The sequence below is a fragment of the Streptomyces sp. NPDC033216 genome (genome assembly GCF_055577115.1).
In genome coordinates, this window is the sequence record NZ_JBVIQK010000046.1 from 2,823 (window position 1) to 26,936 (window position 24,114).

The following is a 24,114-nucleotide window of genomic DNA, read 5'->3' on the forward strand; positions in this document are numbered from 1 at the left end:
CCCCAAAATGCCCGAAGGTCCCTCCTCCCCCTTCCCCTCCCCCCCCCCCCCCTCCCCCCCCCCCCCCCCCCCCCCCCCCCCCCCCCCCCCCCCCCCGCCGTCGGTGGCAGCCGGCCGAAAACGCAGATGCGATCAGTTGAAATAAGAAAGACAGGGTGTGCGGTGTCGGGCGGAATCGACTCAGCGGACACGAAGGAAGTTCAGCACTCCGAATCAGGTCCGGTCGTGCAGGAATGTCCTGACGCCACGGCCGCACCACCCAGGTTGCCGAGACGTGCCCGCGCGCTGAAATACGGACTGTGCGGCACCGTGTTCCTGTGCCTCACGGCGAGTGTCGTCCACGTGGTTCTGGTATTCCTCCACGTGGCACCGGCGAACCCCGTATCCCAGCGATACTCCCAGGTGATCAATTCCTGGGTGTACCCCTACTTCGAACAGAATTGGCGGCTTTTCGCCCCCGATCCCGAATCCGTCAACCGGCAGATCCTGGCGAGGACCGCGCACACCGACGCCGACGGGTCGGTACGGGTGAGTTCCTGGTTCGACCTGACCGCCGTGGACGCTGCCGCAGTCGCACATCAACCGTTTCCGAGTCACACGGCACAGAACATGTTGCGCCGCGCCTGGGCCGGCTACGTCGACTCGCACGGAGGAGACGACAGGGCCCGTACGGAGCGCGCCCTGATGATGCAGAAGTACCTGGGCAACATCGCCGCGGACCGCGTCGCCGCCCACGGCGGCGCAGCCTTCGACTTCATCCAACTGCGCGTCGTCACCCTGCCCGTCGCGGCGCCCCGCACGGTCGGCGGCAACCGTCCCCCCACGCCGGTCGAGAACCGGCTCCTGCCCTGGTGGAAGGTGACCGGCCATGGAGAGTGAGGCGCGAAGGACCACGTCCGTCGTCGGCCACCGGTGGCTCGCCGACCGGATCGGCGCCGCGTGGGACCTGGTGACCGGTCGGCCGGTGTCCCTGTACGGCGCGTCGGTGCTGCGCATCGGCTACGGACTGCTCTACCTGATCTTCCTGCTCCGCGAGTTCCCCCACCGTGCCCAGATCTGGGGTCCTGACTCTCCCTGGACGCCGGCCCTGGCACACCAGCTCTTCGAACAGACAGGGTGGAGGAGCGTCCTGGCCCTGTCCGACGACCGCGCCTACTTCGAACTCTGCTACGGGCTGGCCCTCGTCACGTCCGCGCTCTTCATGCTGGGCTGGCGGACCCGCGTCACGTCCGTCGTCTTCGCCGTCGTGGTGGTGTCGTTCCACGGGCGGGCGATCTTCATGACGGACGGGGGTGACAACCTGGTCCTGCTGATGGCCCTCTACCTCGTCCTCACCGCGTGCGGCCGACGCTGGTCCCTGGACGCGCGCAGAAACAGGCTGAGGGCACTGCGAGCGGGCAGCTCGTCACAAGCGGCGGGGGGCCTCTTGGCGCGGCAACTCAACGATGCCCGCACCACCCTGACCACCGTGGTGCACAACTGCGGCATGTTCGTCATCGCCGCACAGGTCTGCTTTCTCTACGGGTCAGCCGGTCTGTACAAGGTCCAGGGCGCGTCCTGGGGCGGCGGCACCGCTCTCCACTACGCCCTGAACCTGGAACTCTTCCGGCCCTGGCCCGCACTCTCCCACTTCGTGGACGAGTACACCCTTCTGGTCACGATCGCGGGCTACATGACCGTGCTCCTTCAGGTGGCCTTCCCGTTCGTGCTCTTCGGCAGGCTCAAGTACCCCGTTCTCGCCCTGCTGCTGAGCATGCACATCGGCATCGCCGTGCTCTTGGGACTGCCCCTCTTCTCCGGCGCGATGATCATCGCCGACGCGGTGTTCCTCCCCGACCGCTTCTACGCCTTCCTCCCTCACCTCTGCCGACGCGCTGTGCGGCGGACGGGCGGGGGGCGCCCCGCACCCGGCCAGACGGCAGGGCCCGGAGCAGTACCCGCGCAGGTCCGGCCCGGCGGCGCACTCGACTCGCCGCCACGAGCCGTCCTTCCGGCCGGACGCGAAGAGGCCGCTCCCGGCATCGGGCCCGCCTCCCCGCGGGTTCCCCCGAACGGCGGCTGAGCCGGGCGGCACCGTCCGGTCATGGCCCGTGGCCGGCGACATCGGGATCATCCGCCGTGCCCCGGCCGTATCACGGCGGCCGGGGCACGGGCCGGGGCTGCGGCGGCCAGGCAGAAACAGGACGAGCCCCTCCCGCTTGACGCGGGAGGGGCTCGTTCGTCGGAGCGCCGGGCAGGCCTTGCACCTGCATCTCCCCACAGGAAGTGGGGCGTCTTTCCTTGGACCACCAACGCAGAACCGTTTCGCCGTTGTTGTGGCGACCAGCTCAAGATCAATATTACACGGATTCCCGCGCCTCGCCAACTCGAGTCGCGGCAGGCCCGGTCAGCCCATCTCGTCGACGTCCAGGTCCGGCCCGACGACCAGCGTGACGACACCCGCCTGCGCGTCCGCCGCCGCGGCCGACCGCGCCTTCGGCAGCCGTGCGGACAGCACGGCGGCCTGCTTCTCCAGCCCGGCCGGGAAGCTGACGGACGTCCGGGTCACCGTCTCGGGGGCGTTGCCCGTACCGCTCACGGTGAAGCCCATCGTGCGCAGCTTCTCGGCGACGGCCGCGGCACGCCCGGACCGTCCCGTGCCGTTGAGGACCCGGACGCTGACCTGGGAGGCGTAGACCAGGTTCTTCGTCGCCGCCTGGAGCTGGGCCTTGGTCATCTCCTTGTCCCTGGCCAGTGCGGTGAAGAGGTCGGCGGCCTGCGGGTACTGCCAGACGACGTTGGCGCGGTCCGTGGGGACGTCCGCCTCCCGCGGATAGTTGGGCACGGTGAGGAAGGCAAGACGGTCGCTGGGTATGCCCTTGAGCTCGTTGGCCAGCCCGTAGATCGGCTTGATGCCCGCCAGGTCCGGGTCCGTGGTCAGCGACTTGGTGGCGGACTGGAGGAAGCCGTACAGCGCGTCGGGGCTGGTCAGCTTCGACTTGGCCTTTTCCGCGAGGGAGTTCATGAATTCCTGCTGGCGTCCGATGCGGCCGATGTCGGAACTGTCGCCGACGCCGTAGCGGACGCGGACGTATCCGAGGGCCGTCTCGCCGTCGACGTTCTGGCAGCCGGCGTCCATCTCCAGTCTGGCCTTGTCGGACTTGATGGGCTCCTTCGGGCAGACCTCGATGCCGTCGAGCGCGTCGACCATGCCCTTGAAGCCGGAGAAGTCGACCGACATGAAGTGGTCGATGCGCAGACCGGTGTGCGCTTCGACGGTCTTGATGCTGCACGCGGCGGCCTCGGCCACCTCGCCGCTGGTTCCACCTATCGCGAACGCCTCGTTGATCTTGGCCTTGTGCGGGGTGGACGTCTTGCCGTCGCCCATCTCGCACGACGGTATGTCCACCCAGGAGTCACGCGGGAAGGACACCACCGCGGCCCATTTCCGGTTGGCCGGTATGTGCAGCACCATCAGTGTGTCCGACTGCATGGTGGTCAGGTCCCTGCCGTACTTGGCGTTCGCGCCGTCCCGGCTGTCGGAGCCGACGACCATGATGTTCTTCGACCCCGGACTGAGGTTCTCCGGCCGGTCGCCGCCCAGCTTGTCGTCCACGGCGGCGGAGTCGATGTTGTTGTTGAGGTCGTTGTAGACCCAGGCGCCGACACCGCCGACGCCGAGGACGACCACGGAGGTCACCCCGGCGCCCCAGACGAGGAACCGCCCGCGCCTCGTGAGCCGCGTCCTGCCGGGTCCGCCCCGGCCGCCGCCCTGCCTCGCCCTGCCACCGCGGCCGGTCGCCTCCACCGGGATACGTCCACGTCTTCTCGTCCCGCTCACCGGCGCTCGCCTCCGCCTCGGCCGTTCTTCACCCCGTACACCGTGCTCGGATCGTCCGGTGTTGGATCACCGTGGACGACGAAACCCTACATGCACGTCGACATACGTCCCGGATACCCCTGACGACTCACCAGACTCACCAAGACACCGCAGGGTTGCCCTCCCCCGGTGGGGTCACCTCGGCCGCAGTGGACCCGCCGTCGCCTCGACCTCCGGCCACAGGGCGGGCCGGGTCCGCTCGGTGAAGGCGGGCACGTACGGCCACAGCACCCGATGGCCCGCGTGCACGGCGGGCGTCACGGCCCAGACGACGCCGTCGCGATCGACGTACCGCGGCCAGTGGTGGGCGAGGCCGTGCGTCAGGTCGGCCCTCAGTCGGGCGACGAGGGCCGGGGGGAGCGTGGAACGGCCCGGCGCCGGGGGCAGCCGGTGCGGGAGCGGGCCGCGGAAGCCGACCCCGTGGCGGCGGCGCAGCAGGACGATCTCGACGCCGGCGGTGACGGTCACGCCGACCGGGCCCGCGAACAGGGCGACGAAGTACGCCGGGGTGGGCTGCGAGCCGGGGTAGGCCTCGACGGCGTCGATGAGGACGCAGTGCGCGATCGCCGTGAGCCACACGAGCGGCACGCAGGCCAGGGGGCGGACCAGGGGGTGGCCGCCGACGCCGAAGGCGTTGCGGTGGATCAGGAAGAGCACGGAACCGGAGAACACCGTCAGCCAGGGGCCGAACAGCAGCGCCAGGACCAGCCAGCCGGCCTGGTCCGGTACGTAGTCGTAGCCGTGGACGGCCCAGAGCACGAAGAGGCCGCAGAAGGCGGTCGTCACGAGCGCGGTCAGCAGTGGCCGGACGCACAGGCGCGCCACCGTCCGGCGGGTGCCGGGACGGGCCACGGCGATGAGCGGCACGCAGGCCAGGAACAGGGCGGCGGGGCCGGTGGCCAGCATCAGCACACTGTCGCCGGCTGCCTGCTCGACCGGTTCGAGAAGACCGTCACCCGTCAACAGGCGGATGACGAGGAAGAGGGCGCCCAGGCCGAGCAGCGCGCGAGGCAGCAGCAACCGTTCGATGAGCGGGTCCGCGGCCTGCTGGGCCAGGACGGTGGCGACCGGCTGACCGGGCGCGGCGAGGCCGACGACGTCGGCCGCGCTGAAGCGGAGCACGCGGAACGGGCCGTAGATCCGCCGGGCGAGGCGCCACGGCAGGAGCACGTCGAGCGCCCACGCGCCCGGCCCGTTCGCACGGGCCGGGGCGTCGGGCAGGCGGTAGGGCGGCCGGTCGTACGCGCCGTCGCCGGGTGCGGCGGCGCTCATGGTGTCGTGGTCCCCCGGTTCCGGTTCATGACCGGATCATGCCCCTGACGGGAGTCGGACGGCCAACCCCTTTTCTCCTACGGAGTGTTGATCAACTCGTACGGCGGGACCGACACCGTGCGGGCCCCCGGGGTACCGCCGAGGACGACCTTGCGCAGGGAGACGTTGTTCTTGAGGTCGGTCTCCTGGAGGCGGTTGGCCGGGTTGGCGAGAACCTCGATGTAGTACGTGCCGTTCGGCAGGTCGGTGATGTCGAAGGACTGGCCGGGACGGTACTGGGTGTACGTGTCGCCGGAGCCGACGTCGAGGACCTCCCGCACGGAGATGGAGTTCTGCTGGCCGCACGCGGTCGACAGATCGGTGTTGAACGGGTGCCAGTTTGCGTTCTTCACCGTGTAGTCCACGGCGTCGGTGTTGGCGAGGCAGAACGCCTCCTTGCCGCTGCGGACCTCCTTCGACTTGTCCTCGCTGAGCAGTCGGTAGCTGGCGAAGTCGGTGAAGTGCCAGTGCTCGTGGCCGATGCGCGGGTCCCACTCCATGGTGCCGGTGGGGGTGTAGCCGACCTGCTTGCCGTCGGCGTCGTAGAAGTACTGGTAGGCGTCCATGAGGTCCTCGCCGGGGCTGCGGAAGCCGTCGACGACGAGCGGGGCGGGCCCGGCGTTCCACACGTTCGCGCTGAACGCGAGGTAGTCCTTGCCCGGTACGTCGCCGTCCTCGCCGTCGGTGACGGCGATGTCCCAGGCCGGCAGGGACCGCAGGTCGGGCTTGGGCACGTTCGCCGGGACGCTCGCGCGGCCGGTGGGCGCCTTGGCGTTGGGCTTCAACGCGGGCGCGACACGGGAGCCGTCGGTGTGCCCGGCACCGTCACCGAGGTGGTGGGCGAGACCCCGGTCCTCCATGGCGTGGGAGAGGGCGGGAGGGGTGGGGGCGTCAGCGCCGCGGGGCCCGTAGTGATGCCCGCCGGAGGCGTGAGCCGCGTGCTCCCCGTGGGCGGAGTTCTTCCCGTGTGCGGAGTGATCCCCGTGCGCGGAGGAGGACCGCAGCCCCGCGGCGCCCTCCTCCCCGTCGGACTGCTCCCGGACCGTCACCTTGATGGTCGGCCGCTCGTCGGGGATGCCGAACAGGTCGCGGTACTTCTTCGCCACCGCCACCGTGGCGGTGTACTCGCCCGCCGGGAGGTCCACGCGCTCGTCGTAGTCGACGGTGCTGGAGTTGGCGGCCCAGCCCTTCTCGACACCCCACACCGATCCCAGGGTGAAGGGGTTGGTGGGGCAGCTCTCCGGATAGTGCGAGGTGGCCGGGGCGTCCGGACGGACGCGGCCGGAGGCGTTGTTGGGGCAGAAGTTGCCCTTGGTGGCGGCCACCTCCTTGCCGGCGGCGTCCGCGACGGACACCTCCAGGAAGCCGGGCAGCCCGCGGAAGTCCCGCACGAGCCCGGCGGGCAGCGTCTTCGTCTTCACCTTCGTCCCGTCGCGCAGGATCTGCTGGGCGACGACGGGCGTCTTGTACGACTTGCGCGTCACCTTGAACTCCAGCGGCGCGTTCTCGACCTGGATGTAGGTGCCCAGGTCCAGGAAGACCCCGGCGGGCTCACCCTCCCAGTTCCACCGGTCGAGCGTCACGGACTTCGACGCGGCGATCAACTTGAGCTGCGGCACCCCGGGCTTGGCCTGTGGTGCCGCGCCGGCGCCGGGAGCGGCCCCGGCCACGGCGACGACGGCAAGCGCGGCCCCCGCGGCGAACGCCGCACGCTTGAGATTCTTACGGTCTGGCTGACTGGTCATCGGTTCCTCGTCTGCGAGTGCCATGGTCAGTGGCATCGGACTGGACAACCCCCAGACCCACCCACCCTGCGAACGCACCCCACGCGTCCCTGGGAGAGCCTGTGAGCACCCTGTGAGAGAGGTAAACCCCTTACTCGGGTTGCCTGTTGACCAGAATTCGCCCGAACCGGGGGACCGCCCGACCGGGCCGGCCGATCGGCCGGGTCCGGACAGACGCACGCGGGGCGAACCCTCGAAAGGCCCCGCGAAGGGTCGCTCCTTCGCGGGCGGCTGGGTGGTCGTAGCATCGGCGGTATGGGCGAGTGGGGTCTGCGGCCCGCCGTCCGGGCCGATGTCGATGCTGTCGCCGAGTTGCGGGCCGTGGTGTTGCGGGCGGATCTGGAGCGGCTCGGGCGCTACGACGAGCGGCGGGTGCGCGGGCGGCTGCGGGACGGGTTCGTCGCCGCGTACACGCACGTCATCGAGGTCGGTGGCGTCTTCGCCGGGTGTGTGGCGTTGCGGCCCGAAGGCGACGCGCGGTGGCTGGAGCACTTCTATCTCGCGCCGCACGCGCAGGGGCGCGGCATCGGTTCGGCCGTGCTCGCCGGGTTCCTCGGCGAGGCCGACCGGGACTCCGTGCGGCTGCGCCTCAACGTCCTGCGGGGCAGCCCGGCCCGCCGGCTCTACGAGCGGCACGGGTTCGTGCTGGAGCGGGAGGACGCCGTCGACGTGTTCCTGGTGCGGGAGCCGCTCGGGGTCCGGGGCTGATACCCGGACCGGTCGGGGTCCTGGTGCCGGAACGGTTCGGAGCCGGGGCTGACGTCCGGAGTGCTCTGTTCCTGTTGCCGGAGTAAGTCGGGGCGGGGAGTGACATCCGAACTGGTCTCCGGCTCCGGCCCCGTCCGAGTGCCGCGTGGCGGGTTCCGCCCGCCGGTGCGGGTGCGGTCGTCATCATGAGCCGGTGCCTCAGCTCCTGCGTGTTGTCCTCGGCGCGTTCGTCGTCGCCGTCGCTCTGGTCGCCTGGCCCGCCTGTGTGCCGCTCGGGGGCGGGTCGCCGGTGCCCGCGGGGGTGTTCGGGGCGTACGTCGGGTACGACGCCGGCGGGGTGCGGCGGATCGCCGGACTGGACGGGTGGGTGGGGGACGCGACGCCCCGGGTGGGGCGGGCCTATCTGCCCGGGGACCGGTGGAGCAACATCGAGGGCGCGCCCGGTTATCTGGAGCACTGGGCGGGGTGGCGGACGGCCCGCGCGGACCGGATGTTCGTGCTGAACGTGCCGATGCTGGAGCGCACCGAGGAACGTCTCGCCGACGACGCCGTGCGGGAGGAGCTGCGCGCGGGTGCGCGCGGTGCCTACGACGGTCACTTCCGGGCGCTGGGGCGCCGGTTGGTCGGCCTCGGCGTGCCGGACACCGTGCTCGTCGTCGGCTGGGAGATGAACGGGATCACCTACACCCACCGCTGCGGACCCGATCCCGACTCCTGGAAGGCGTACTGGACGCGGATCGTGGCGGCGATGCGGTCGGTGCCGGGGCAGCGGTTCCGGTTCGAGTTCACGCCGAGCCGGGGGCGGGACGCCGTGCCGTGGACGGACTGCTACCCCGGCGACGCCCACGTCGACATCATCGGCATGGACGCCTACGACCAGCCCGAGGGCATGTCGTTCGAGCAGCAGGTCGCCGAGCCGTACGGGCTGGCGGCGCACGTGCGGTTCGCGGCGGAGCACGGCAAGCCGGTGTCGTACCCGGAGTGGGGGCTGTTCCGGAACGGGGACAACGCCGCCTACATGCGGGGCATGCTGGGCTGGTTCGCGCGGCAGCGGCCGCTGTACCAGACCATCAGCGACTACTGCCCGCACGGTGTGTGGCGGTGCCGGGACAATCCGCGGGCGTCGGCCGTCTACCGGGCGGCCGTCAGGCGGTAGGGACCGGACGGCGGAGGCAGCCCGGCCGGCCACCGGCGGCCTTCACGCGGTGGCGGCCGGACGGCGGGGGCAGCCCGGCCGGCGAGGGCGGCCGGACGGCGGAGGCAGTTACGGCCACCGGGCGGCGGAGGTGCGGTGCCGGCAGGTCCGTTCGGCTGAACCGGCTCGCCCCAGGGCGTGCCGTACCGGCCGCCGCGACCACCGGTCCGATGATCCCAAGATGCGACGAGAACACCTTGCGCGCCTTCCGCGGACGTGCCTCGCTCCCGCGTGGAAGCCCCTGGCCACCCTCCCTTCGGCACTGGCCGCGGCACTGATCGCGGGCGCGCTGGTCGCGCTCACCGCCCTGCCCGCAGGGGCCGGGAACAACATGAACGCGCACGCCGCGGCGCCCGCCGGTGTCGGGAGCAACGCCTTTCGCAAGGAGACGTCTCGGGCCGTCCGGGCCCACGAGCAGGCCCGCGCCCACGTCGACCGGCTGCGCGCGCGGGACGCCCGCTCGGCGGCGGTCCGATCGGCCGAACGCCGCCGCAATGCCATCCGCGACGGACTGTGGGACGTGTTGCGGTCGGCGGCCCGCGACGCGGGCGATCCCGTCGCCGTCGACCCCTCCGGACGCGCCGGCCGTTGCCCGGCCGCCCGCGTCCGCAGCCGCGCGCCCGGGGGCCGCGCCGGGGGCTGGACGGCGCCCACCCGCCGCTACTGGCTCTCCGCCGGCTATGCCGCCCGCGGCTCCCACTGGGCCAACCGGCACACCGGGCAGGACTTCGCCGTGCCCAGCGGGACACCCGTGTACGCCGTCGGCCCCGGCACCGTCCGCGCGACGACCTGCGGCGACGGTTTCGGCAGCCAGGTCATCCTGCGCCACCCCGACGGCTACTTCACGCAGTACGCCCACCTGTCCCGCGTCGACGTCCGCAAGGGCGGGCGGGTCGCGGCGGGCCAGCGCCTCGGCCTCGCCGGCGCGACCGGCAACGTCACCGGCCCTCATCTCCACTTCGAGGTGCGGATCACGCCGTACATGGGATCCGCGGTGTCGCCCCTGCCGTGGCTGCGGAGGAAGTCGGTCGACGTCGGCGGGTGACGGCCGCCGCGCCGGAAACCCCGATGGGGGTGCCTCGCGAGCGTCCCGTCGGCGGACGGGTACCGGACGTTCGGAGCCGGGGCGCGCGCTGTTCCACCGCAAGCCGCCGGTGTCGCCGGACGCCGCGCGCAGCAGGGCGCGGCTTCTTCGTGGAGGGACCCGCGGCGTGCTGTTCGGCGGCCTCAGGCCCGGTGCTCCGGCGTCCCCGGCCGGTACACCGCCAGGGCCCAGATCACGAAGACGTCGATCGCGATCCGGACGATCGACCAGACCGGGGCGTACGGGAGGAAGAGGAACTGGAGGACGAGGCTGACGGAGGCGAGGAGGATGCCGGTGACACGGGCCCAGGCCGCGCCCTTGAGGATGCCCCAGCCGGTCACCGCGGCCACCACGCCGACGATCAGCAGGACCCAGCCCCAGCCGGTGAGGTCGATCTTGTAGACGTAGTCGCCGACGCGGCCGTACACGTCGTCCTCGGAGATGGCGGCGATGCCCTGCAAGACGCCGAGGACTCCGTTGACCAGCATCAGCACGCCCGCGAAGGTGACCCCGCCGGCCGCCCAGCCGCCGTGGGCGGCCGGCCCCGAGGGCCAACTGCTTGAACTGGCGGGACCGGTGCCCTGGTGCGAGGGGTCCCATACGGGGGAGCCCTCCCGATTCCTGGGCTGCGACGCGTCAGTCATGGCGGTGCCCCGCCTCTCTGTCGAGTGTTCCGTTCCTCCGACCCTCCGTCCGGACGACGGCCACCACCACGGGAACTGCGCCGAGCGGGTGAGCCGGCATGCGCGGCCTGACGGGCGGACCTTCACTGGAGGAAGGACCCGCCGCTCCCCCCGACGCCGGAGGCACCATGCCCGCCCACCGCACCCGCCCATCCGGGGCAGCCGTGCTCGCCACGGCCTGCGCCGCCGCACTCGTCGGCCTCACCTCTCTCACCGGCTGCTCGGGCGAGGACAACCCGTCGGGGGTGGCGAGCCGGGCCGCGTCCGCCGCGGAGTCGGCCCGCGACCGGGCGACCGCCGCCGCGTCCTCCCTCGCCTCGCGGGCCACGGAGGGCTTCGCGTCGGCGACCGCGGAGGCGGGCCGCAGGCTCGACGGGATCAAGGGCGGGACCGAGGCCAAGGACGACGTGAGGACCGGCGCCCCGAAGGCGGACGGCGACCGCACCACGGTCGAGGTGACCGCCACCAACACCGACGCCACGACGAGGTCCTTCTCCGTCCAGGTCGACTTCACCGACGCGGACGGCACCTGGCTCGACACCGTCCTCGTCACCGTCCCCGATGTCCCGGCCGGAAAGTCCGGGACGGCGACGGCCCGCAGCAGTCACCAGCTCTCGGGCGAGGTGAAGGCGGAGGTGGCGCGGGCGGTGCGGCACTGAGGGACTCGCTCTCCGGGCCGGGACCTCCTCGGGTCCGGGGCTCCCTGCGGTCCGGGGACCCTCCTCCGCCGGCCCCGACCCTCCTCCGCCGGCCCCGACCCTCCTCCGCCGGCCCGAGGCCCCCTCCGGTCCGAGGCCCCCTCCGGTCCGAGGCCCCCTCCGGTCCCGACCCTCCTCGACTCCGGGGCCCTCCTTCGGTCCCGACCCTCCTCCGGTCCGAGGCCCCCTCCGGCCGAGGGGACGGCCCTTCTCCCGTGCGGGCGGGAGGGCCTCGCGGCGATGCGCGCCGCGCCTGCCTGGCCGCCGTCCCGCCGAGCCGGCCGCCGCGCGGGCACTGCCGGTGGAGAGAAAGGGAGGGTGGTGGGAAGAAAGGGAGCGCGGCCGTCCTCTCCTGGACGGCCCGGCGCGCCCGGAGGTCAGGTCACGACGGCCATCGCGCGCGGTGTGCCGTTCAGGCGGCGGCCGCCGTCCGGCGTGCAGGTCACGATGTCCTCGATGCGTACGCCGAAGCGGCCGGGAAGGTACACGCCCGGCTCGACGGAGAAGCACATGCCGGGCACGAGGGGCTGTTCCTCGCCCTCGACCAGGTACGGCGGCTCGTGGGTGGTGACGCCGATGCCGTGGCCGGTGCGGTGGACGAAGTACTCGCCGTAGCCGGCGTCGGCGACGACCGCGCGGGCGACCCGGTCGATCTCCTGGCAGGGCACGCCGGGCCGGACCGCCTCGAACGCCGCCTGCTGGGCCTCGCGGACGAGGTCGTGGACCCGGCGCTCCTCGTCGGTGGGTTCGCCGACGTGGACCGTGCGGGAGGTGTCCGAGCCGTAGCCGTCCTTCAGGCCGCCGAAGTCGAGCACCACCATGTCGCCGTCCCGAATGACCCGGTCCCCCGCCTCGTGGTGGGGGTTCGCCCCGTTGGGACCGGAGCCCACGACCGTGAAGTCCACCTGACTGTGGCCGTGTGCGTGCAGCAGCCGGGCCAGGTCGGCGGCGATCTCCGTCTCGCGGCGGCCGGCGAACCGCACGCCCAGGATGTCTTCGTACGTCGCGTCCGCTGCCGCGCCCGCCGCCGCGAGCCGGGCCACCTCGTGCTCGTCCTTGACCGCGCGGAGCATCGGCAGGGCGGTGGTGAGGGCGCGGTAGGTGGTGAGGGGGAGTGCCTCCTGGAGGCCGAGAAGGTGCAGGGCCCAGGCCGCGTCGGAGACGCCGTAGCGGCCGTGCGGGCGGAGCAGGCCCGCCGCGGCGGCGTACGGGTCCTGGCCGTCGTGCCAGTCGGTGATGCGGACCGCGCCCGCGCCGGGGGTCGCCTCCGCGTCGGGGCGTTCCAGGGCGGGGACCAGGAGGTGGGGCTCGGCGTCGGGGGTGAGGACGAGGAGGGTGAGGCGTTCGGTGATCGCGGTGGGGCGGTAGCCGCACAGCCACATCAGGTCGGGGCCGGGGGTGACGAGCACGCCGGAGAGCCCGGCCGCGACCGCCTCGCGGGCGGCGCGGGCCATGCGCTCCGCGTGGTCGTCCCGTGCGGCCGCCCGCTCGGCCGCTCCGGCCGCCTCGTCGCTCATCTCGCGCCACCTCGTCCCGTCGGTCCCCGTCCATTGGAGCGGGTGGGGGCGGCGGGTGCGGGGCGGTGTTGCGCCGTACGGGTGGTGACCGCGGGCCTACCTCGCGGCCGATACGGCCCGTTCGCCCACGTCGAGCGTCAGGTGCGCGGACAGGGCGCGCAGCACGTCGGGGGCGTCGAAGAGGGCGCCGGCGGAGGCGACGCCGGTCGTCCTGGTGCGGCCGCTGAGGATCCGGTGCACCGCCTCGACGACGAGCGGGGCGGTGACGGCGTAGATGTCCCGGCCGCGCGCCACGGCCCGCCGCTCGGTGCCGCCGGAGCGGACGACGACGTCGACGAGGAACGTCTGCGCGGACCGGCCGCGCTCGTCGACGGCGGTCGGCGCCGGGGTGTCCGGGGACGCCAGGTCCCTGGCCGCGTCCAGGGCCATGGCGGTGCGCACCTCGGGGATGTCGAGGTGGCTGGGGAGGGTGACGACGTCGGCCATCGTGAACTCGTCGACGACGGTCCGCCGGCCCAGTGGGGCAGGGAACTCCCATTCCAGAAGCGGCTGTTCGTCGTGGTGGTACTCCAGCACGCCGCCCGTGAAGCGGACGCGGCGGCCGTCGCGGCGCTCGCTGGAGACCTTGCCCGCGGCGCGGGTGCCGGCGGTGGGGTGCCAGTCGCTGAGGCCGTAGGCGACGCGGGCCTCGTCGGCCTTCGTCCAGTCGCCCATGGCGGTGGTGGCGAGCAGGTCGCCGAGGCCGCCGAAGAACGCCATCGCGGGGAGGATCACCGCTCCCTCGGCGCGGGCGCGGTCCCCGTACCGCTCGAAGGTGTCCACGTTGGCCTCGATCTCGGCCGCCACGTCGACATAGGGGATTCCGGCGCGCAGGGCCGCCTCGACGACGGGCCCGGCGGTCGTGGCGAAGGGCCCTGCGCAGTTGACGACGGCGGCCGCACCCGCCAGCGCGCGGTCGAGCGAGGCCGCGTCCTCGGCGGCGGCCGGGCGTACGTCGAGTACGGCGGGCCCGGAGGCCGCCAGGTCCCGCAGCTTGGCGGCGTCCCTGCCGGAGAGCACCGGGACGAACCCGCGGTCCAGCAGCTCCCCGACCACGAACCGCCCCGTATGCCCGTACGCCCCGAACACCGTCACCGTCTGACCCGATCGCATCGCTCTCCCCGTCCTGCGTCGTCCTGCGTCGTCCTGCGCCGTCCCGACATCCTCACCCGCGAGGTGGCCCGCCCACGAGTGTCCGGAACGACATGCACCGTACACTTCCGGACATGAACCATGGGGGAACCGGGCGGACCGGCGGCAGCGTCGCGCTGGCCGTCACCGAGGGCATGCTGCACTTCGAACTCTCCATCGCCTACGAGGTGTTCGGTTTCGCACCCGTCGACGTGACCGTCCCTTGGTACGAGGTCTCGGTGTGCGGGACGGAAGCGGTGCGGGTCGGCCGGTTCCGGCTGGAGCCCGACGCGGGCCTCGACCGGCTGCCGTACGCCGACCTCGTGATCGTCCCCGGATGGGCGGACGTCGACGTGGACCCGCCCGCGGAGCTGGTCGACGCGGTGCGGGCCGCCCACGCGGCCGGGGCACGCGTGGCCTCCCTGTGCACGGGCGCGTTCGTGCTGGCCGCGGCCGGACTCCTGGACGGCGGGCGGGCCACGACCCACTGGGCCCACACCGACGTACTCGCCGCCCGCCATCCGAGGGTGGAGGTCGACCCCGACGTCCTCTACGTCGACAACGGCAGCGTGCTCACCTCCGCCGGCAAGGCCGCCGCGCTCGATCTGTGCCTGCACCTGGTCCGCCTCGACCACGGCTCCTCGGTCGCGAACTCCGTCGCCCGCCGCCTCGTCGTACCGCCCCACCGGGCCGGCGGGCAGGCCCAGTTCGTCGCCGCGCCCGTGCCCGACCGGGACGACCATCCCCTCTCCGCGCTGCTCCCCTGGATCCTCGACCGCCTCGACCGGCCGCTCACGGTGGAGGACCTCGCCCGTCAGGCCCGGATGAGTTCCCGCCACCTCGGCCGCCACTTCCGTACGGCGACCGGCACCAGCCCCCTCCAATGGCTCCTCACCCAACGCATCCGCCGGGCGCAGGAGTTGCTGGAGACCACGGACCACAGCATCGAGGCGATCGCGGATGCGACCGGCATGGGCACGGCGGCGACCCTGCGGCGGCACTTCAACCGCACGCTCGGCGTCCCTCCGGACACGTACCGGCGCACGTTCCGCATGGGGTGACGCAGGTCACCTCGTCCGGTGTCAGGACCGCGGGGGCCGTCCGGTCAAGGAGGTGCGGACACACCCACCGCACCCACGACGACACAGGAGCCCACCATGGAAGCCCGGTTGAACATCATGGCCAGCCCCGTAGCGGCCAAGGCCATGAAGCACATCGTCGCCGCCGCCATGACCCTCGGGGAGTCGACGGTGCCCGCCGCGACCCGCGAGCTGGTCATGCTCCGCGCCAGCCAGATCAACGGCTGCGCCGGCTGCATCGACATGCACACCAAGGACGCCACCGCGGCCGGGGAGACCGCGCAGCGCCTCCACCTGGTCGCGGCCTGGCGCGAGGCGAAGGTCTTCACCGAGGCCGAGCGCGCGGCCCTCGAACTGGCCGAGGAGGGAACCCGCATCGCCGACGCGGCGGGCGGCGTCCCCGACGGGGTGTGGGCCAACGCCGCCAAGCACTACGACGAGGACCAGCTCGCCGTGCTCGTCACCCAGATCGCGGTCATCAATGCCTTCAACCGCGGCAACGTGATCACGCAGCAGCCGGCGGGGGACTACGAGGTGGGCCAGTACCACTGACGGGACGGGACAAGGATCGGCCGTCCCCCGGGCGGTGGATGCCCAGGGGACGGAGCGGGTGCCGGTGGCTCGGCACCGGGCCGGAGACGGGATCGGTCGGCGGCGGCGAGGTCGTCGCCCTCCGGCCGAGTGTCAGTCGTCCATGACGTGCTTCACGACCTTGACGACCTTGACGTCCTTGACGACCTTGACGTCCACCGCGTCCCCGACCGTCACCCTCCCCTCCCGCTCGACAGCGAAGTACGCGCCGAACACGATCCCGTCCCGCGCGCGGCGGTAGTCCGCCAGGGTGCGCAGGGGTTCCGGGCCGGCCCTGCGGCCCGTCCGCTGGTCCACCATCGTGATCGCGCAGCGGACCGTCAGCTCGGTGAGGGCGAGTTCGGAGTCGCCGACCGAGAGGCGGGCGGCCGTGTCCTCGGTGTGGGGGGTGTCCCAGCCGTCCACGACGATGTTGGGGCGGAAGCGGTTCATGGGGAGAGGGGCGACGCCGCGCTCGGTCAGGTGGCCGTTGAGCCGGTCCAGGCTCGCCCGCGACACCACGTGCAGACGGCTGTGGTTGGCCGCCCTGCCGCCGGGTGCCTTTTTTACGCGCAGCAGCCTGCTCGGGCGGCCCAGGACGCCCGTCACCCACGTGGCGGCCTCCTCGCCCTGGTCGACGGCGCCGTACGGCTGCCCCGGAAGTTCCGTCACCGCCTCGGCCTGCCCCTCCCCGTCGAGCCGCAGCTCACCCCGGTCCGGCGCGCACAAGGTCAACCCGCCCGTGGTGTCCACAGGTTGTGGACGGATCAGTGCCAGACCGGGATCACCCCACTGCCAGCGCAGCTTTCCCTTCTCGTCGACGATCACGTACGCCCGGTCGTGCGGCAGCCCGTCGGGCGTGAGCCGCGCCTCGGACACCGTGATCCCGGCGCAGCCCTTCACCGGGTAGTACGTCAACTCCGTGACGTTCGCCTGTCCTGACACCGCGACTTCCCTTCCCCCGTCAATTCGTACGACAAGTTTTGCCGGAAGGGCTGAGTTGCGGAGGGCGTTCGTCCGTACTCCTGTGTGTTGGACCCGCCGGGCATGGACGAGCACGGGCGGTGTTTCCCGATCGGGCAGGAGGAACGGTGCGCTTTTCGCGGAACGCGATGGGAACTGCCTTCGTGGGCGGCGCCCTGAGCTTGACCCTGGCGGCTCTGGCCTATCCGTCGATGCTGGGGCTGGACACGGTGTCCACCTCGAACGACCGGATCATCGCCAACACGCAGTGGGGGCCCCTGACGGAGGGCGACCGGGACTTCGTGGTCAAGGTGCGGGCGGCCGGGCTCTGGGAGTACCCCCTCGGCTTGATCGGGCTTCAGAAGGGGCAGAGCCCGGCGGTCAAGACCGCCAGCGAGCACTTGATCGACGGTCACGCGTCGCTCGACACGACCTGCCGCAAGCTCGCGCCCATGCTGAACATCACCCTGCCCAATGTGGCCAGCCCGCAGCAGGTGGCGTTCGTCAACACGATCAACGCGAAGACGGGCAAGGAGTTCGACGTCGAGTTCGCGAACATCCTGCGCATGACGCACGGCTCGATCTTCAACACCATCGCCAAGGTCCGCTCCACCACCAAGAACACCCTCATCCGGGCTTTGGCCGACCAGGCCAACGACACCGTCCTCGACCACATCACGGTGATGGAGAAGACCGGCATGGTCGACTTCGACCAGACCCTCTTCCAGCAGACCACCCCGCCGAAGCTCCCCCAGTCGGACCTGACCCCGCCGCCCCCGGCACCGGGCCAGCCGATGGTCGTCCTCACCCCGCCGCCCACCGCCACGTCCACACCTGTGGACATCGACGGCGCGGCGGCGGGCGGCGGGCCCGCTCCGGCGCCCGCCCCCACGCCGACGGGGTGAGGTCACCCGTCTCGGGGCGTCCCCTACCTCAGCCACACCGTCGTGTCCGGGCCGATCCGGCCGTCGCCGTCCAGCGGGGTGCTGCTCAGCAGCACCTCGCCCGGCGGGCACGGCACGGGCGCGTCCGACAGGTTGGCGACACACCGCCAGCCGTCCGTGCGGGCGAAGGCCAGCACGCCGGGCGGGGTGCCCTCCGCCCAGGTGAGGTCCTCGCCGTCCAGCAGCTTGCGGCGCAGGCGCAGGGCCGTGCGGTACAGCTCCAGGGTCGAGCCGTCCCTGCCGTCCTGCGCCTCGACGGCGTACCGCGCGAAGGACTCCGGCTGCGGCAGCCACGCGCCGCCCGCGCCGAAGCCGTACGAGGGACCCGTGGTCGTCCACGGCAGCGGCACCCGGCAGCCGTCGCGGCCCTTGCGGACCCGGCCCGTCTGTTCCCACAGCGGGTCCTGGAGGACCTCCACGGGCAGGTCGGCGACCTCCGGCAGGCCGAGTTCCTCGCCCTGGTACACGTACGACGATCCCGGCAGCGCCAGCATCAGCAGCGTGGCGGCGCGGGCCCGGCGCAGGCCGGCCGGCTCGTCGACGTGCGGAGCGTGGCCGCCGGACAGCAGCCAGGCGTTCTGGTCCGTGCCGGGCGCCAGCATCAGGCGGGAGGCGTGGCGGACGACGTCGTGGTTGGAGAGGACCCAGGTGGCGGAGGCACCGACGGCGCGCGCGGTGGACAGCGAGGACGTGATGACCTCGCGGAGCGTCTCCGCGTCCCACGGCGCGCGCAGATACTCGAAGTTGAACGCCTGGTTCAGCTCGTCGGGACGGGCGTACAGCGCGCGGCGGGCGCCCGGGACCCAGGCCTCGGCCACCGCCGTACGCGGCGGGGAGTAGGAGTCCAGGAGGCGCCGCCAGTCGCGGTAGATCTCGTGGACCTCGTCGCGGTCGTAGAAGGGGTGCGTGCCGGGGGTGATCGCGGTCAGGGCGTCCTCGCCGCCCGCTCCGACGGCGCCGAGGTCACGGAGCGGCTCGCCCAGGTCCTTGACCAGGGCGTGGGCCACGTCCACCCGGAAGCCGTCCACGCCCCGGTCCGACCAGAAACGCAGCGTGGCGCGGCAGTCCTCGCGGACCTCGCCGTGGTCCCAGTTCAGGTCGGGCTGCTCGCGGGCGAAGAGGTGGAGGTACCACTGGCCGTCCGCGACGCGCTGCCAGGCGCTGCCGCCGAACACCGACTGCCAGTCGGTGGGCGGGAGTTCGCCGTGCGCGCCGCGTCCGTCGCGGAAGACGTAACGGTCACGCGCCGGGGAGCCGGGGCCGGCGGCCAGGGCCTCCTCGAACCACACGTGCCGGTGCGAGGTGTGGTTGGGGACGATGTCGACGACCACCTTCAGGCCGAGGCGGTGGGCCTCGGCGACCAGTGCGTCGAAGTCGTCCAGGGTGCCCAGCCGCGGGTCCACGGCACGGGGGTCGATGACGTCGTAGCCGCCGTCGGCCAGCTCGGACGGGTAGAAGGGGCTGAGCCACAGCGCGTCGACGCCGAGCGCGCCGAGGTGCGGGAGGCGGTAGGTGATGCCCCTCAGATCACCGAGCCCGTCGCCGTCGGCGTCGGCGAAGCTGCGCGGATAGACCTGGTAGACGACGGCCTGCCGCCACCAGTCGGGGTCGCGGGTGGAGAAGTCGGGGGCGGACGAGTGGTCTGTCTCGGGTGCGGGCACGAAGTCGGTCACGTACACAAGCTTGTCCAGTTTGCCGGGAAGGGGAACGTCCGCACCTTGCGGAAGGGATCATTCCGTACGTGGGTGAGATGTGACGGAAACTTGAACTCCCCTGAGTTTGCCGCAGGTTGACAGGCCTCCGCCTAGCGAACCACGATGAGCCCACGCCGTGGCGCAAGCGACCGATGGGCCCGGTGTTTTCTCTGAACCGCGCCATCACCGAGGGCATCGCCATGCCGCGACGCCGCCGTGATGGGCACTCGCACTCGCCAAGATGGGAATCGCATGTCCATAGCGAGACGTGTTTCCGTGCGCCGCCTGCTGGGGACGGGCGCCGCCTCACTCGCCCTGTGCACCGCGTCCGTCGCCGCCGCTTCCGGAGCCTGGGCCGGCACCGGGGCACCCGGCGGCGACGGCTGGAAGTCCGGCGGCCAGTACCAGCCGGGGACCGGCGCGGGCACGGAGACGGAGACCGACCGCTGCCAGTTCTCGCTCGACGGCACGCACTTCTACGATTCCGTCAAGGTCGACGACCAGAACCTGAAGCCGACCGGTGACGGCAAGGTCCACGTCACCGTGCGGACCGCCGACAAAGCCACCACCTGCACCGCCTCGCTCGCCTCCTACCTGGCGCACGGCCCGGACTTCCGGACCTCGGGCGAGCAGGTCTTCATCGACTTCGACACCGTGACGGTCAAGCCCGGCGCGAGCGACACCCTCGACATCGCCGTGCCCGACGCGGGCTGCTACGCGCAGATCGACCTCTACCGGGGCGCCGTGAAGTTCGACGGCGAACTCGACGCCAGGGACGGCTTCGACCACGGCGACCTGCCCAAGGGCCCGGACCGCCCGGTCATCAAGGACAAGCTGATCGCGGCCTGGAACGGCGGCACGAAGGACTGCACCCCCACCGAGCAGCCCCCCGCCGAACAGCCGCCGGCCGAGCAGCCCCCCGTCGAGCAGTCGCCGACCACCCCGTCGGACACCTCGTCGACGCCGTCCACCGAGGCACCCCCGACGAGCCCTTCCGCGACCGCGCCCGCGGCGACCCCGTCGACGTCCGCCCCGGCCCCCTCCGCCTCGGATTCCACCCCGGCCGCGGCCCCCACCCCCAACGGTGGTGGCGGCGACCTCGCCGAGACCGGGGCCGACAGCAACACTCCCGTCATCGCTGGCGGCGCGGCGGCCCTGCTCCTGGGCGGCGCGGCCATCGTCGTCGCGACCCGGCGCCGCAAGGGCGGCCAGGCGTAGGGACGCGCCCGTCGCACGGGTGGCGACTGCTCGCCGAGCTTTCGTCACCCGCGCGGCGCCGCGGCTACGGCTTCTCCACCGTCGTCAGCCACAGACTCACGTACCGCTCCGCGTCGACGCCCAACGCCACGTCGACCAGGGCCTGTTCGCGCGGCCCGTGGTGGATCTCGGATTCTCCGGGACGGGGGCGGCGGTCGACGACGGTCTGGCCCCGGGTGGGGCCCGGGGCCAGGCTCACCTCGACCGGGAGGCGTTCCGTGATCAGGCCGTCCGGGTCGACGACCGCGCAGACCGCGCCCGCGTCGCCGAGGCCGCCCGTGGGAGTGGGGTCGCCCGAGGTCGCCGGGTCACGGTGGGCGAGGAGTTCGCCCGCCAGCCGCAGGCGGGGCTCCCCGTCGGCGCGAAGCCGCTGCACGTCGGCGGCCGGGACCAGGACCTGCTTGAAGACGTCCAGGCCGTACATCGTGATCGGCACCCCGGCGGTGAGCAGGATCGCGGCCGCCTCCGGGTCGTGCCACACGTTGAACTCCGCGACCGCCGTCGCGTTGCCCGCCGCCACCGCGCCGCCCATGAACACGATCCGCTCGATGTTGCCCACCACCTCCGGGTGCGTGCGCAGCAGCAGGGCGATGTTCGTCAGAGGCGCCATCGGGATCAGGGTCACCGGCCTCGGCGAGGCGAGGATCTCCCGGCGCAGCAGGGTCACCGCGTCCACGTCGACCGGGCGGCGGGTGGGCGCGGGCAGCCCGAGGTCGCCCATCCCGTCCTGCCCGTGCACATGCCGGGCCGTGCGCACCGGCTCGATCAGCGGGCGCTCGGCACCCCGCGCGACCGGGATGTCACCGGCCCCCGCCTGCTCCAGCACGGTCAGGGTGTTGCGGACCACACCGTCCACGTCGGTGTTCCCGGCCACGCAGGTGATCGCCCGTACGTCCAGCCCCGGATGCCGTACGGCGAACAGCAGGGCCAGGGCGTCGTCGACCCCGGTGTCGCAGTCGATGATCACCGGAATGGGCTGACCGGTCACGGTGGCGCTCCTGTCGGTCACGTCTGTGTCAGTTGGGCCTGTACCCGTGACCTTACGCAGCGGACCAGAGTTCGGCTCCGCGATCCCCGGCACGGGCGGCGATCCGGTCCAGCAGCCGCGCCACCGGTACCGCCCCCGGACGTCTGCCGTCCCGCAGCCGTACGGCCGCCAGATCGCCGTCGGCCTCCCGTTCCCCGATCACCGCCTGGTACGGCACCAGCCGCGCGGCCCTGATCCTGGCGCCGAGGGTGCCACCGCAGGGGCCGGACACCTCGGCCCGCAGGCCACGGGCCACCGCCCGCCGTACCACCTCGTGGGCCCGCTCCTCCTGCGCCTCCGCGACCGGCAGGACCGCCAGCTGCACGGGGGCGAGCCAGGTCGGGAAGGCACCGCCGTGCTCCTCGACGAGATGGGCGACGGCCCGCTCCACGCTGCCGATGACGCTGCGGTGGACCATCACCGGGCGGTGTTTCGCGCCGTCCGGGCCGATGTAGTGCAGATCGAAGCGTTCGGGCTGGTGGAAGTCGATCTGGACGGTGGACAGGGTGGCCTCGCGACCCGCCGGGTCGACGACCTGCACGTCGATCTTCGGGCCGTAGAAGGCGGCTTCGCCCTCGGCGGCCTCGTAGTCGACGCCGGAGCGGTCGAGGACCTCCCTCAGCAGGGCGGTCGCCCCGCGCCACAGCTCCGGATCGGCGACGTACTTGCCGCCCTCCCCGGGCAGGGAGAGACGGTGGCGGGAGGCGCGGATGCCGAGGTCGGCGTAGGCGCGGGCGATCAGGGCGAGGGCCGCGCGGGCCTCCTCCACGGCCTGCTCCAGGGTGCAGAAGATGTGTGCGTCGTTGAGGTGGATCGCACGGACCCGGGTCAGACCGCCGAGCACGCCCGACAGCTCCGCGCGGTACATGCCGCCCAACTCGGCTATACGCAGGGGAAGTTCACGGTAGCTGCGGGATCGGGAACGGTAGATGAGCGCGTGGTGCGGACAGAGGCTGGGCCGCAGGACGACCTGCTCGGCGCCCAGGTCCATCGGCGGGAACATGTCCTCGCGGTAGTGGTCCCAGTGACCGGAGATCTCGTACAGGTCCCGCTTGCCGAGGACCGGCGAGTACACGTGCCGGTAGCCGGCGGCGCGTTCGGCCTCACGGACGTACTCCTCCAGGGTGTGGCGCACGATCGCGCCGTCCGGGAGCCAGTAGGGCAGGCCCGCGCCCATCAGCGGGTCGGTGTCGAACAGATCCAGCTCGCGGCCCAGCCTGCGGTGATCGTGCATGGTCGTCGCTCCTGTGGTGAGGAGGCGAGCACCCGCACGACGAAGCCCCGGGCACTCGCCCCGGGGCTTCGGACGGTTCGTCCACTGGTCAGCGCGCCGGGACACTCTCCGGCGTCGTCGTGAGAGACGGGTGGGCGGCGCGCTTCATACGGCGACCGTAACAACGGCCGGCACCGGTGGACGAGTGAATAACCCCCGCCGCACGAGAGGAGGGCGGCAGCGGGCGGGGGTCGGCGAGCCGGGGATTAACCCGGACGGACCGCCGCGCTGGTCGGCCGACGGCGGCGGTGGTGCCGTGGGAGGGAGCACCCCGCGGTGCCGGGACGCGGGACGCCCGCGCACCCCCCATCCGCCCCGCGGAACCGATCCGGTGCGCACCGGCCACTCCAGGAGGCACCTCCGATGACCCGCCGTACCCTCCTCGCCTCCACCCTCGCCGTCACCGGGCTGGTCACCGTCACCTCCTGCGCCACCCTCGGGCTGGAACACCCGCCGACCGCCCGGCCTCCCGTGCCCACCGTCGAGCGGTCCTCGGCCCTGCCCACCGCACCGGTCGCCTCCCCCGTCCTCACCGACGCGCAGGCGCACGCCGCGCTCATCTCCGGCACCGACCTCGGCGAACCCTGGACACCGACCCGCGGCACCGCGACCTGGCGGGACGGCATGCTCAAGGCCACCACCCCGACCGCCGACTGCCAGAAACTCCTCGACGGCCTGTACAGCGACGAACTGCTCGGCGCCCCGCCCCTCGCGGTCGTCGCCCTCGACGACGCCGACACCGGAGCCCAGCTCCGCTATCAGCTCGCCGACCGGCGGCCCGCCGACGTCGACCGCACCCTCGCCTGGCTGAAGACGCTGCCGCAGAAGTGCGCCCGCTTCACCGCCAAGGCCCCGGACGGCACCGTCCTCGACGCCACCGTCACCGAGCAGCCGCTGCCCGAGGTGGGCGACGTCCGCCAGGGCCTGCGCGTCACCCTCACCAACTGGAACACCGACGGCGACCCCGTCGCCCTCGCCCTCGACGTCGCCACCGTCCGCGCGGGCCAGGACACCCTCACCCTCACCAACGGCGGTCTCACCGACGTCCCCAACGAGGCCACCCAGGCAGCGGTCCAACTGGGCGTGCGACGCCTCACGGAGGTACGCAAGCAAGGGCGGGTGCAGGTGTAGAAGCGTGTCCGACCGGCACCCGTGCCGCCCCTCTCCAGGTGACCCTGAGGGCGCGGGTGGGGGGGGGGGGGGGGGGGGGGGGGGGGGGGGGGGGGGGGGGAGGGGGAGGGGGGGGGGGGGGGGGGGGGGGGGGGGGGGGGGGGGGGGGGGGGGGGGGATCGGCGGTG

The 24,114-nt window shown here is 72.7% G+C and carries 21 protein-coding genes; 11 read left to right on the forward strand and 10 right to left on the reverse strand.

Going from position 1 to position 24,114, the window contains the following annotated elements; genetic code table 11:
* Window positions 1-342 precede the first annotated feature (342 nt).
* Together ACZ5Y0_RS36135 and ACZ5Y0_RS36140 are read left to right on the forward strand one after the other, a co-directional pair.
* Window positions 343-879 (forward strand): DUF5819 family protein, encoded by a 537-nt coding sequence (locus tag ACZ5Y0_RS36135; protein WP_469132865.1) that lies wholly within the window; start codon window positions 343-345, stop codon window positions 877-879.
* Window positions 869-2,062, forward strand: a complete 1,194-nt coding sequence (locus ACZ5Y0_RS36140) for an HTTM domain-containing protein (protein ID WP_469132866.1) — start codon at window positions 869-871, stop codon at window positions 2,060-2,062. Before ACZ5Y0_RS36135 ends, ACZ5Y0_RS36140 begins: the two co-directional genes overlap by 11 nt.
* 324 nt (window positions 2,063-2,386) lie before the next feature.
* Here the strand turns inward: ACZ5Y0_RS36140 and ACZ5Y0_RS36145 are convergent, their stop codons facing one another.
* From ACZ5Y0_RS36145 to ACZ5Y0_RS36155, 3 genes are all read right to left on the reverse strand, one after another.
* Window positions 2,387-3,787 (reverse strand): LCP family protein, encoded by a 1,401-nt coding sequence (locus ACZ5Y0_RS36145; protein WP_469132867.1) that lies wholly within the window; start codon window positions 3,785-3,787, stop codon window positions 2,387-2,389.
* 207 nt (window positions 3,788-3,994) lie between these two features.
* Entirely contained in the window at window positions 3,995-5,131 is a 1,137-nt protein-coding gene (locus tag ACZ5Y0_RS36150) for a hypothetical protein (RefSeq protein ID WP_469132868.1), read from the reverse strand.
* A gap of 77 nt (window positions 5,132-5,208) precedes the next feature.
* Window positions 5,209-6,915, reverse strand: coding sequence for a lysyl oxidase family protein (locus tag ACZ5Y0_RS36155; RefSeq protein WP_469132869.1), 1,707 nt, complete (start codon window positions 6,913-6,915; stop codon window positions 5,209-5,211).
* Window positions 6,916-7,209: 294 nt separating this feature from the next.
* Between ACZ5Y0_RS36155 and ACZ5Y0_RS36160 the strand changes: the two genes are divergently transcribed.
* From ACZ5Y0_RS36160 to ACZ5Y0_RS36170, 3 genes are all read left to right on the forward strand, one after another.
* Window positions 7,210-7,662, forward strand: a complete 453-nt coding sequence (locus tag ACZ5Y0_RS36160) for a GNAT family N-acetyltransferase (protein ID WP_469132870.1) — start codon at window positions 7,210-7,212, stop codon at window positions 7,660-7,662.
* Window positions 7,663-7,855: 193 nt separating this feature from the next.
* Window positions 7,856-8,818 carry a glycoside hydrolase family 26 protein gene (locus ACZ5Y0_RS36165; RefSeq protein WP_469132871.1) on the forward strand — a complete coding sequence of 321 codons (963 nt, stop codon included), beginning with the start codon at window positions 7,856-7,858 and terminating at the stop codon, window positions 8,816-8,818.
* Window positions 8,819-9,038: 220 nt separating this feature from the next.
* Complete coding sequence (locus ACZ5Y0_RS36170) at window positions 9,039-9,902, forward strand: M23 family metallopeptidase (RefSeq protein ID WP_469132872.1); 864 nt, start codon at window positions 9,039-9,041, stop codon at window positions 9,900-9,902.
* Between the two features lie 182 nt (window positions 9,903-10,084).
* Here the strand turns inward: ACZ5Y0_RS36170 and ACZ5Y0_RS36175 are convergent, their stop codons facing one another.
* Window positions 10,085-10,585, reverse strand: coding sequence for a DUF7144 family membrane protein (locus tag ACZ5Y0_RS36175; RefSeq protein ID WP_469132873.1), 501 nt, complete (start codon window positions 10,583-10,585; stop codon window positions 10,085-10,087).
* A gap of 167 nt (window positions 10,586-10,752) precedes the next feature.
* Between ACZ5Y0_RS36175 and ACZ5Y0_RS36180 the strand changes: the two genes are divergently transcribed.
* Window positions 10,753-11,283: an FxLYD domain-containing protein gene (locus ACZ5Y0_RS36180; RefSeq protein ID WP_469132874.1), complete on the forward strand. Its 531-nt coding sequence runs from the start codon at window positions 10,753-10,755 to the stop codon at window positions 11,281-11,283.
* Between the two features lie 416 nt (window positions 11,284-11,699).
* Here the strand turns inward: ACZ5Y0_RS36180 and ACZ5Y0_RS36185 are convergent, their stop codons facing one another.
* Both ACZ5Y0_RS36185 and ACZ5Y0_RS36190 read right to left on the reverse strand, forming a co-directional pair.
* Window positions 11,700-12,839, reverse strand: coding sequence for an aminopeptidase P family protein (locus ACZ5Y0_RS36185; RefSeq protein ID WP_469132875.1), 1,140 nt, complete (start codon window positions 12,837-12,839; stop codon window positions 11,700-11,702).
* A 96-nt stretch (window positions 12,840-12,935) separates the two neighbouring features.
* Complete coding sequence (locus ACZ5Y0_RS36190) at window positions 12,936-13,991, reverse strand: saccharopine dehydrogenase family protein (protein WP_469132876.1); 1,056 nt, start codon at window positions 13,989-13,991, stop codon at window positions 12,936-12,938.
* 113 nt (window positions 13,992-14,104) lie between these two features.
* On the opposite strand from ACZ5Y0_RS36190, the gene ACZ5Y0_RS36195 reads away from it, so the two are divergent.
* Window positions 14,105-15,070, forward strand: a complete 966-nt coding sequence (locus tag ACZ5Y0_RS36195; protein ID WP_469132877.1) for a helix-turn-helix domain-containing protein — start codon at window positions 14,105-14,107, stop codon at window positions 15,068-15,070.
* Between the two features lie 96 nt (window positions 15,071-15,166).
* On the forward strand, window positions 15,167-15,640 hold the full coding sequence (locus ACZ5Y0_RS36200; RefSeq protein ID WP_469132878.1) for a carboxymuconolactone decarboxylase family protein: 474 nt from the start codon (window positions 15,167-15,169) through the stop codon (window positions 15,638-15,640).
* Between the two features lie 132 nt (window positions 15,641-15,772).
* Here ACZ5Y0_RS36200 and ACZ5Y0_RS36205 read toward each other — a convergent pair whose 3' ends face one another.
* The gene (locus ACZ5Y0_RS36205) at window positions 15,773-16,603 is read right to left on the reverse strand and encodes an MOSC domain-containing protein (protein WP_469132879.1); all 831 of its coding nucleotides are present in this window, start codon (window positions 16,601-16,603) and stop codon (window positions 15,773-15,775) included.
* 167 nt (window positions 16,604-16,770) lie between these two features.
* Here ACZ5Y0_RS36205 and ACZ5Y0_RS36210 point away from each other — a divergent pair, with 167 nt between their 5' ends.
* On the forward strand, window positions 16,771-17,526 hold the full coding sequence (locus ACZ5Y0_RS36210; RefSeq protein WP_469132885.1) for a DUF4142 domain-containing protein: 756 nt from the start codon (window positions 16,771-16,773) through the stop codon (window positions 17,524-17,526).
* 23 nt (window positions 17,527-17,549) lie between these two features.
* Here the strand turns inward: ACZ5Y0_RS36210 and ACZ5Y0_RS36215 are convergent, their stop codons facing one another.
* Entirely contained in the window at window positions 17,550-19,238 is a 1,689-nt protein-coding gene (locus ACZ5Y0_RS36215; protein WP_469132880.1) for a glycoside hydrolase family 13 protein, read from the reverse strand.
* Window positions 19,239-19,511: 273 nt separating this feature from the next.
* Between ACZ5Y0_RS36215 and ACZ5Y0_RS36220 the strand changes: the two genes are divergently transcribed.
* Complete coding sequence (locus ACZ5Y0_RS36220; RefSeq protein ID WP_469132881.1) at window positions 19,512-20,477, forward strand: LAETG motif-containing sortase-dependent surface protein; 966 nt, start codon at window positions 19,512-19,514, stop codon at window positions 20,475-20,477.
* A 64-nt stretch (window positions 20,478-20,541) separates the two neighbouring features.
* Here ACZ5Y0_RS36220 and ACZ5Y0_RS36225 read toward each other — a convergent pair whose 3' ends face one another.
* Both ACZ5Y0_RS36225 and thrS read right to left on the reverse strand, forming a co-directional pair.
* Entirely contained in the window at window positions 20,542-21,504 is a 963-nt protein-coding gene (locus tag ACZ5Y0_RS36225) for a nucleoside hydrolase (protein WP_469132882.1), read from the reverse strand.
* A 52-nt stretch (window positions 21,505-21,556) separates the two neighbouring features.
* A complete protein-coding gene (gene thrS, locus ACZ5Y0_RS36230; RefSeq protein WP_469132883.1) occupies window positions 21,557-22,777 on the reverse strand; it encodes a threonine--tRNA ligase in 1,221 nt (406 codons plus the stop codon).
* A gap of 402 nt (window positions 22,778-23,179) precedes the next feature.
* Here thrS and ACZ5Y0_RS36235 point away from each other — a divergent pair, with 402 nt between their 5' ends.
* Window positions 23,180-23,947 carry a hypothetical protein gene (locus ACZ5Y0_RS36235; RefSeq protein ID WP_469132884.1) on the forward strand — a complete coding sequence of 256 codons (768 nt, stop codon included), beginning with the start codon at window positions 23,180-23,182 and terminating at the stop codon, window positions 23,945-23,947.
* Window positions 23,948-24,114 lie beyond the last annotated feature (167 nt).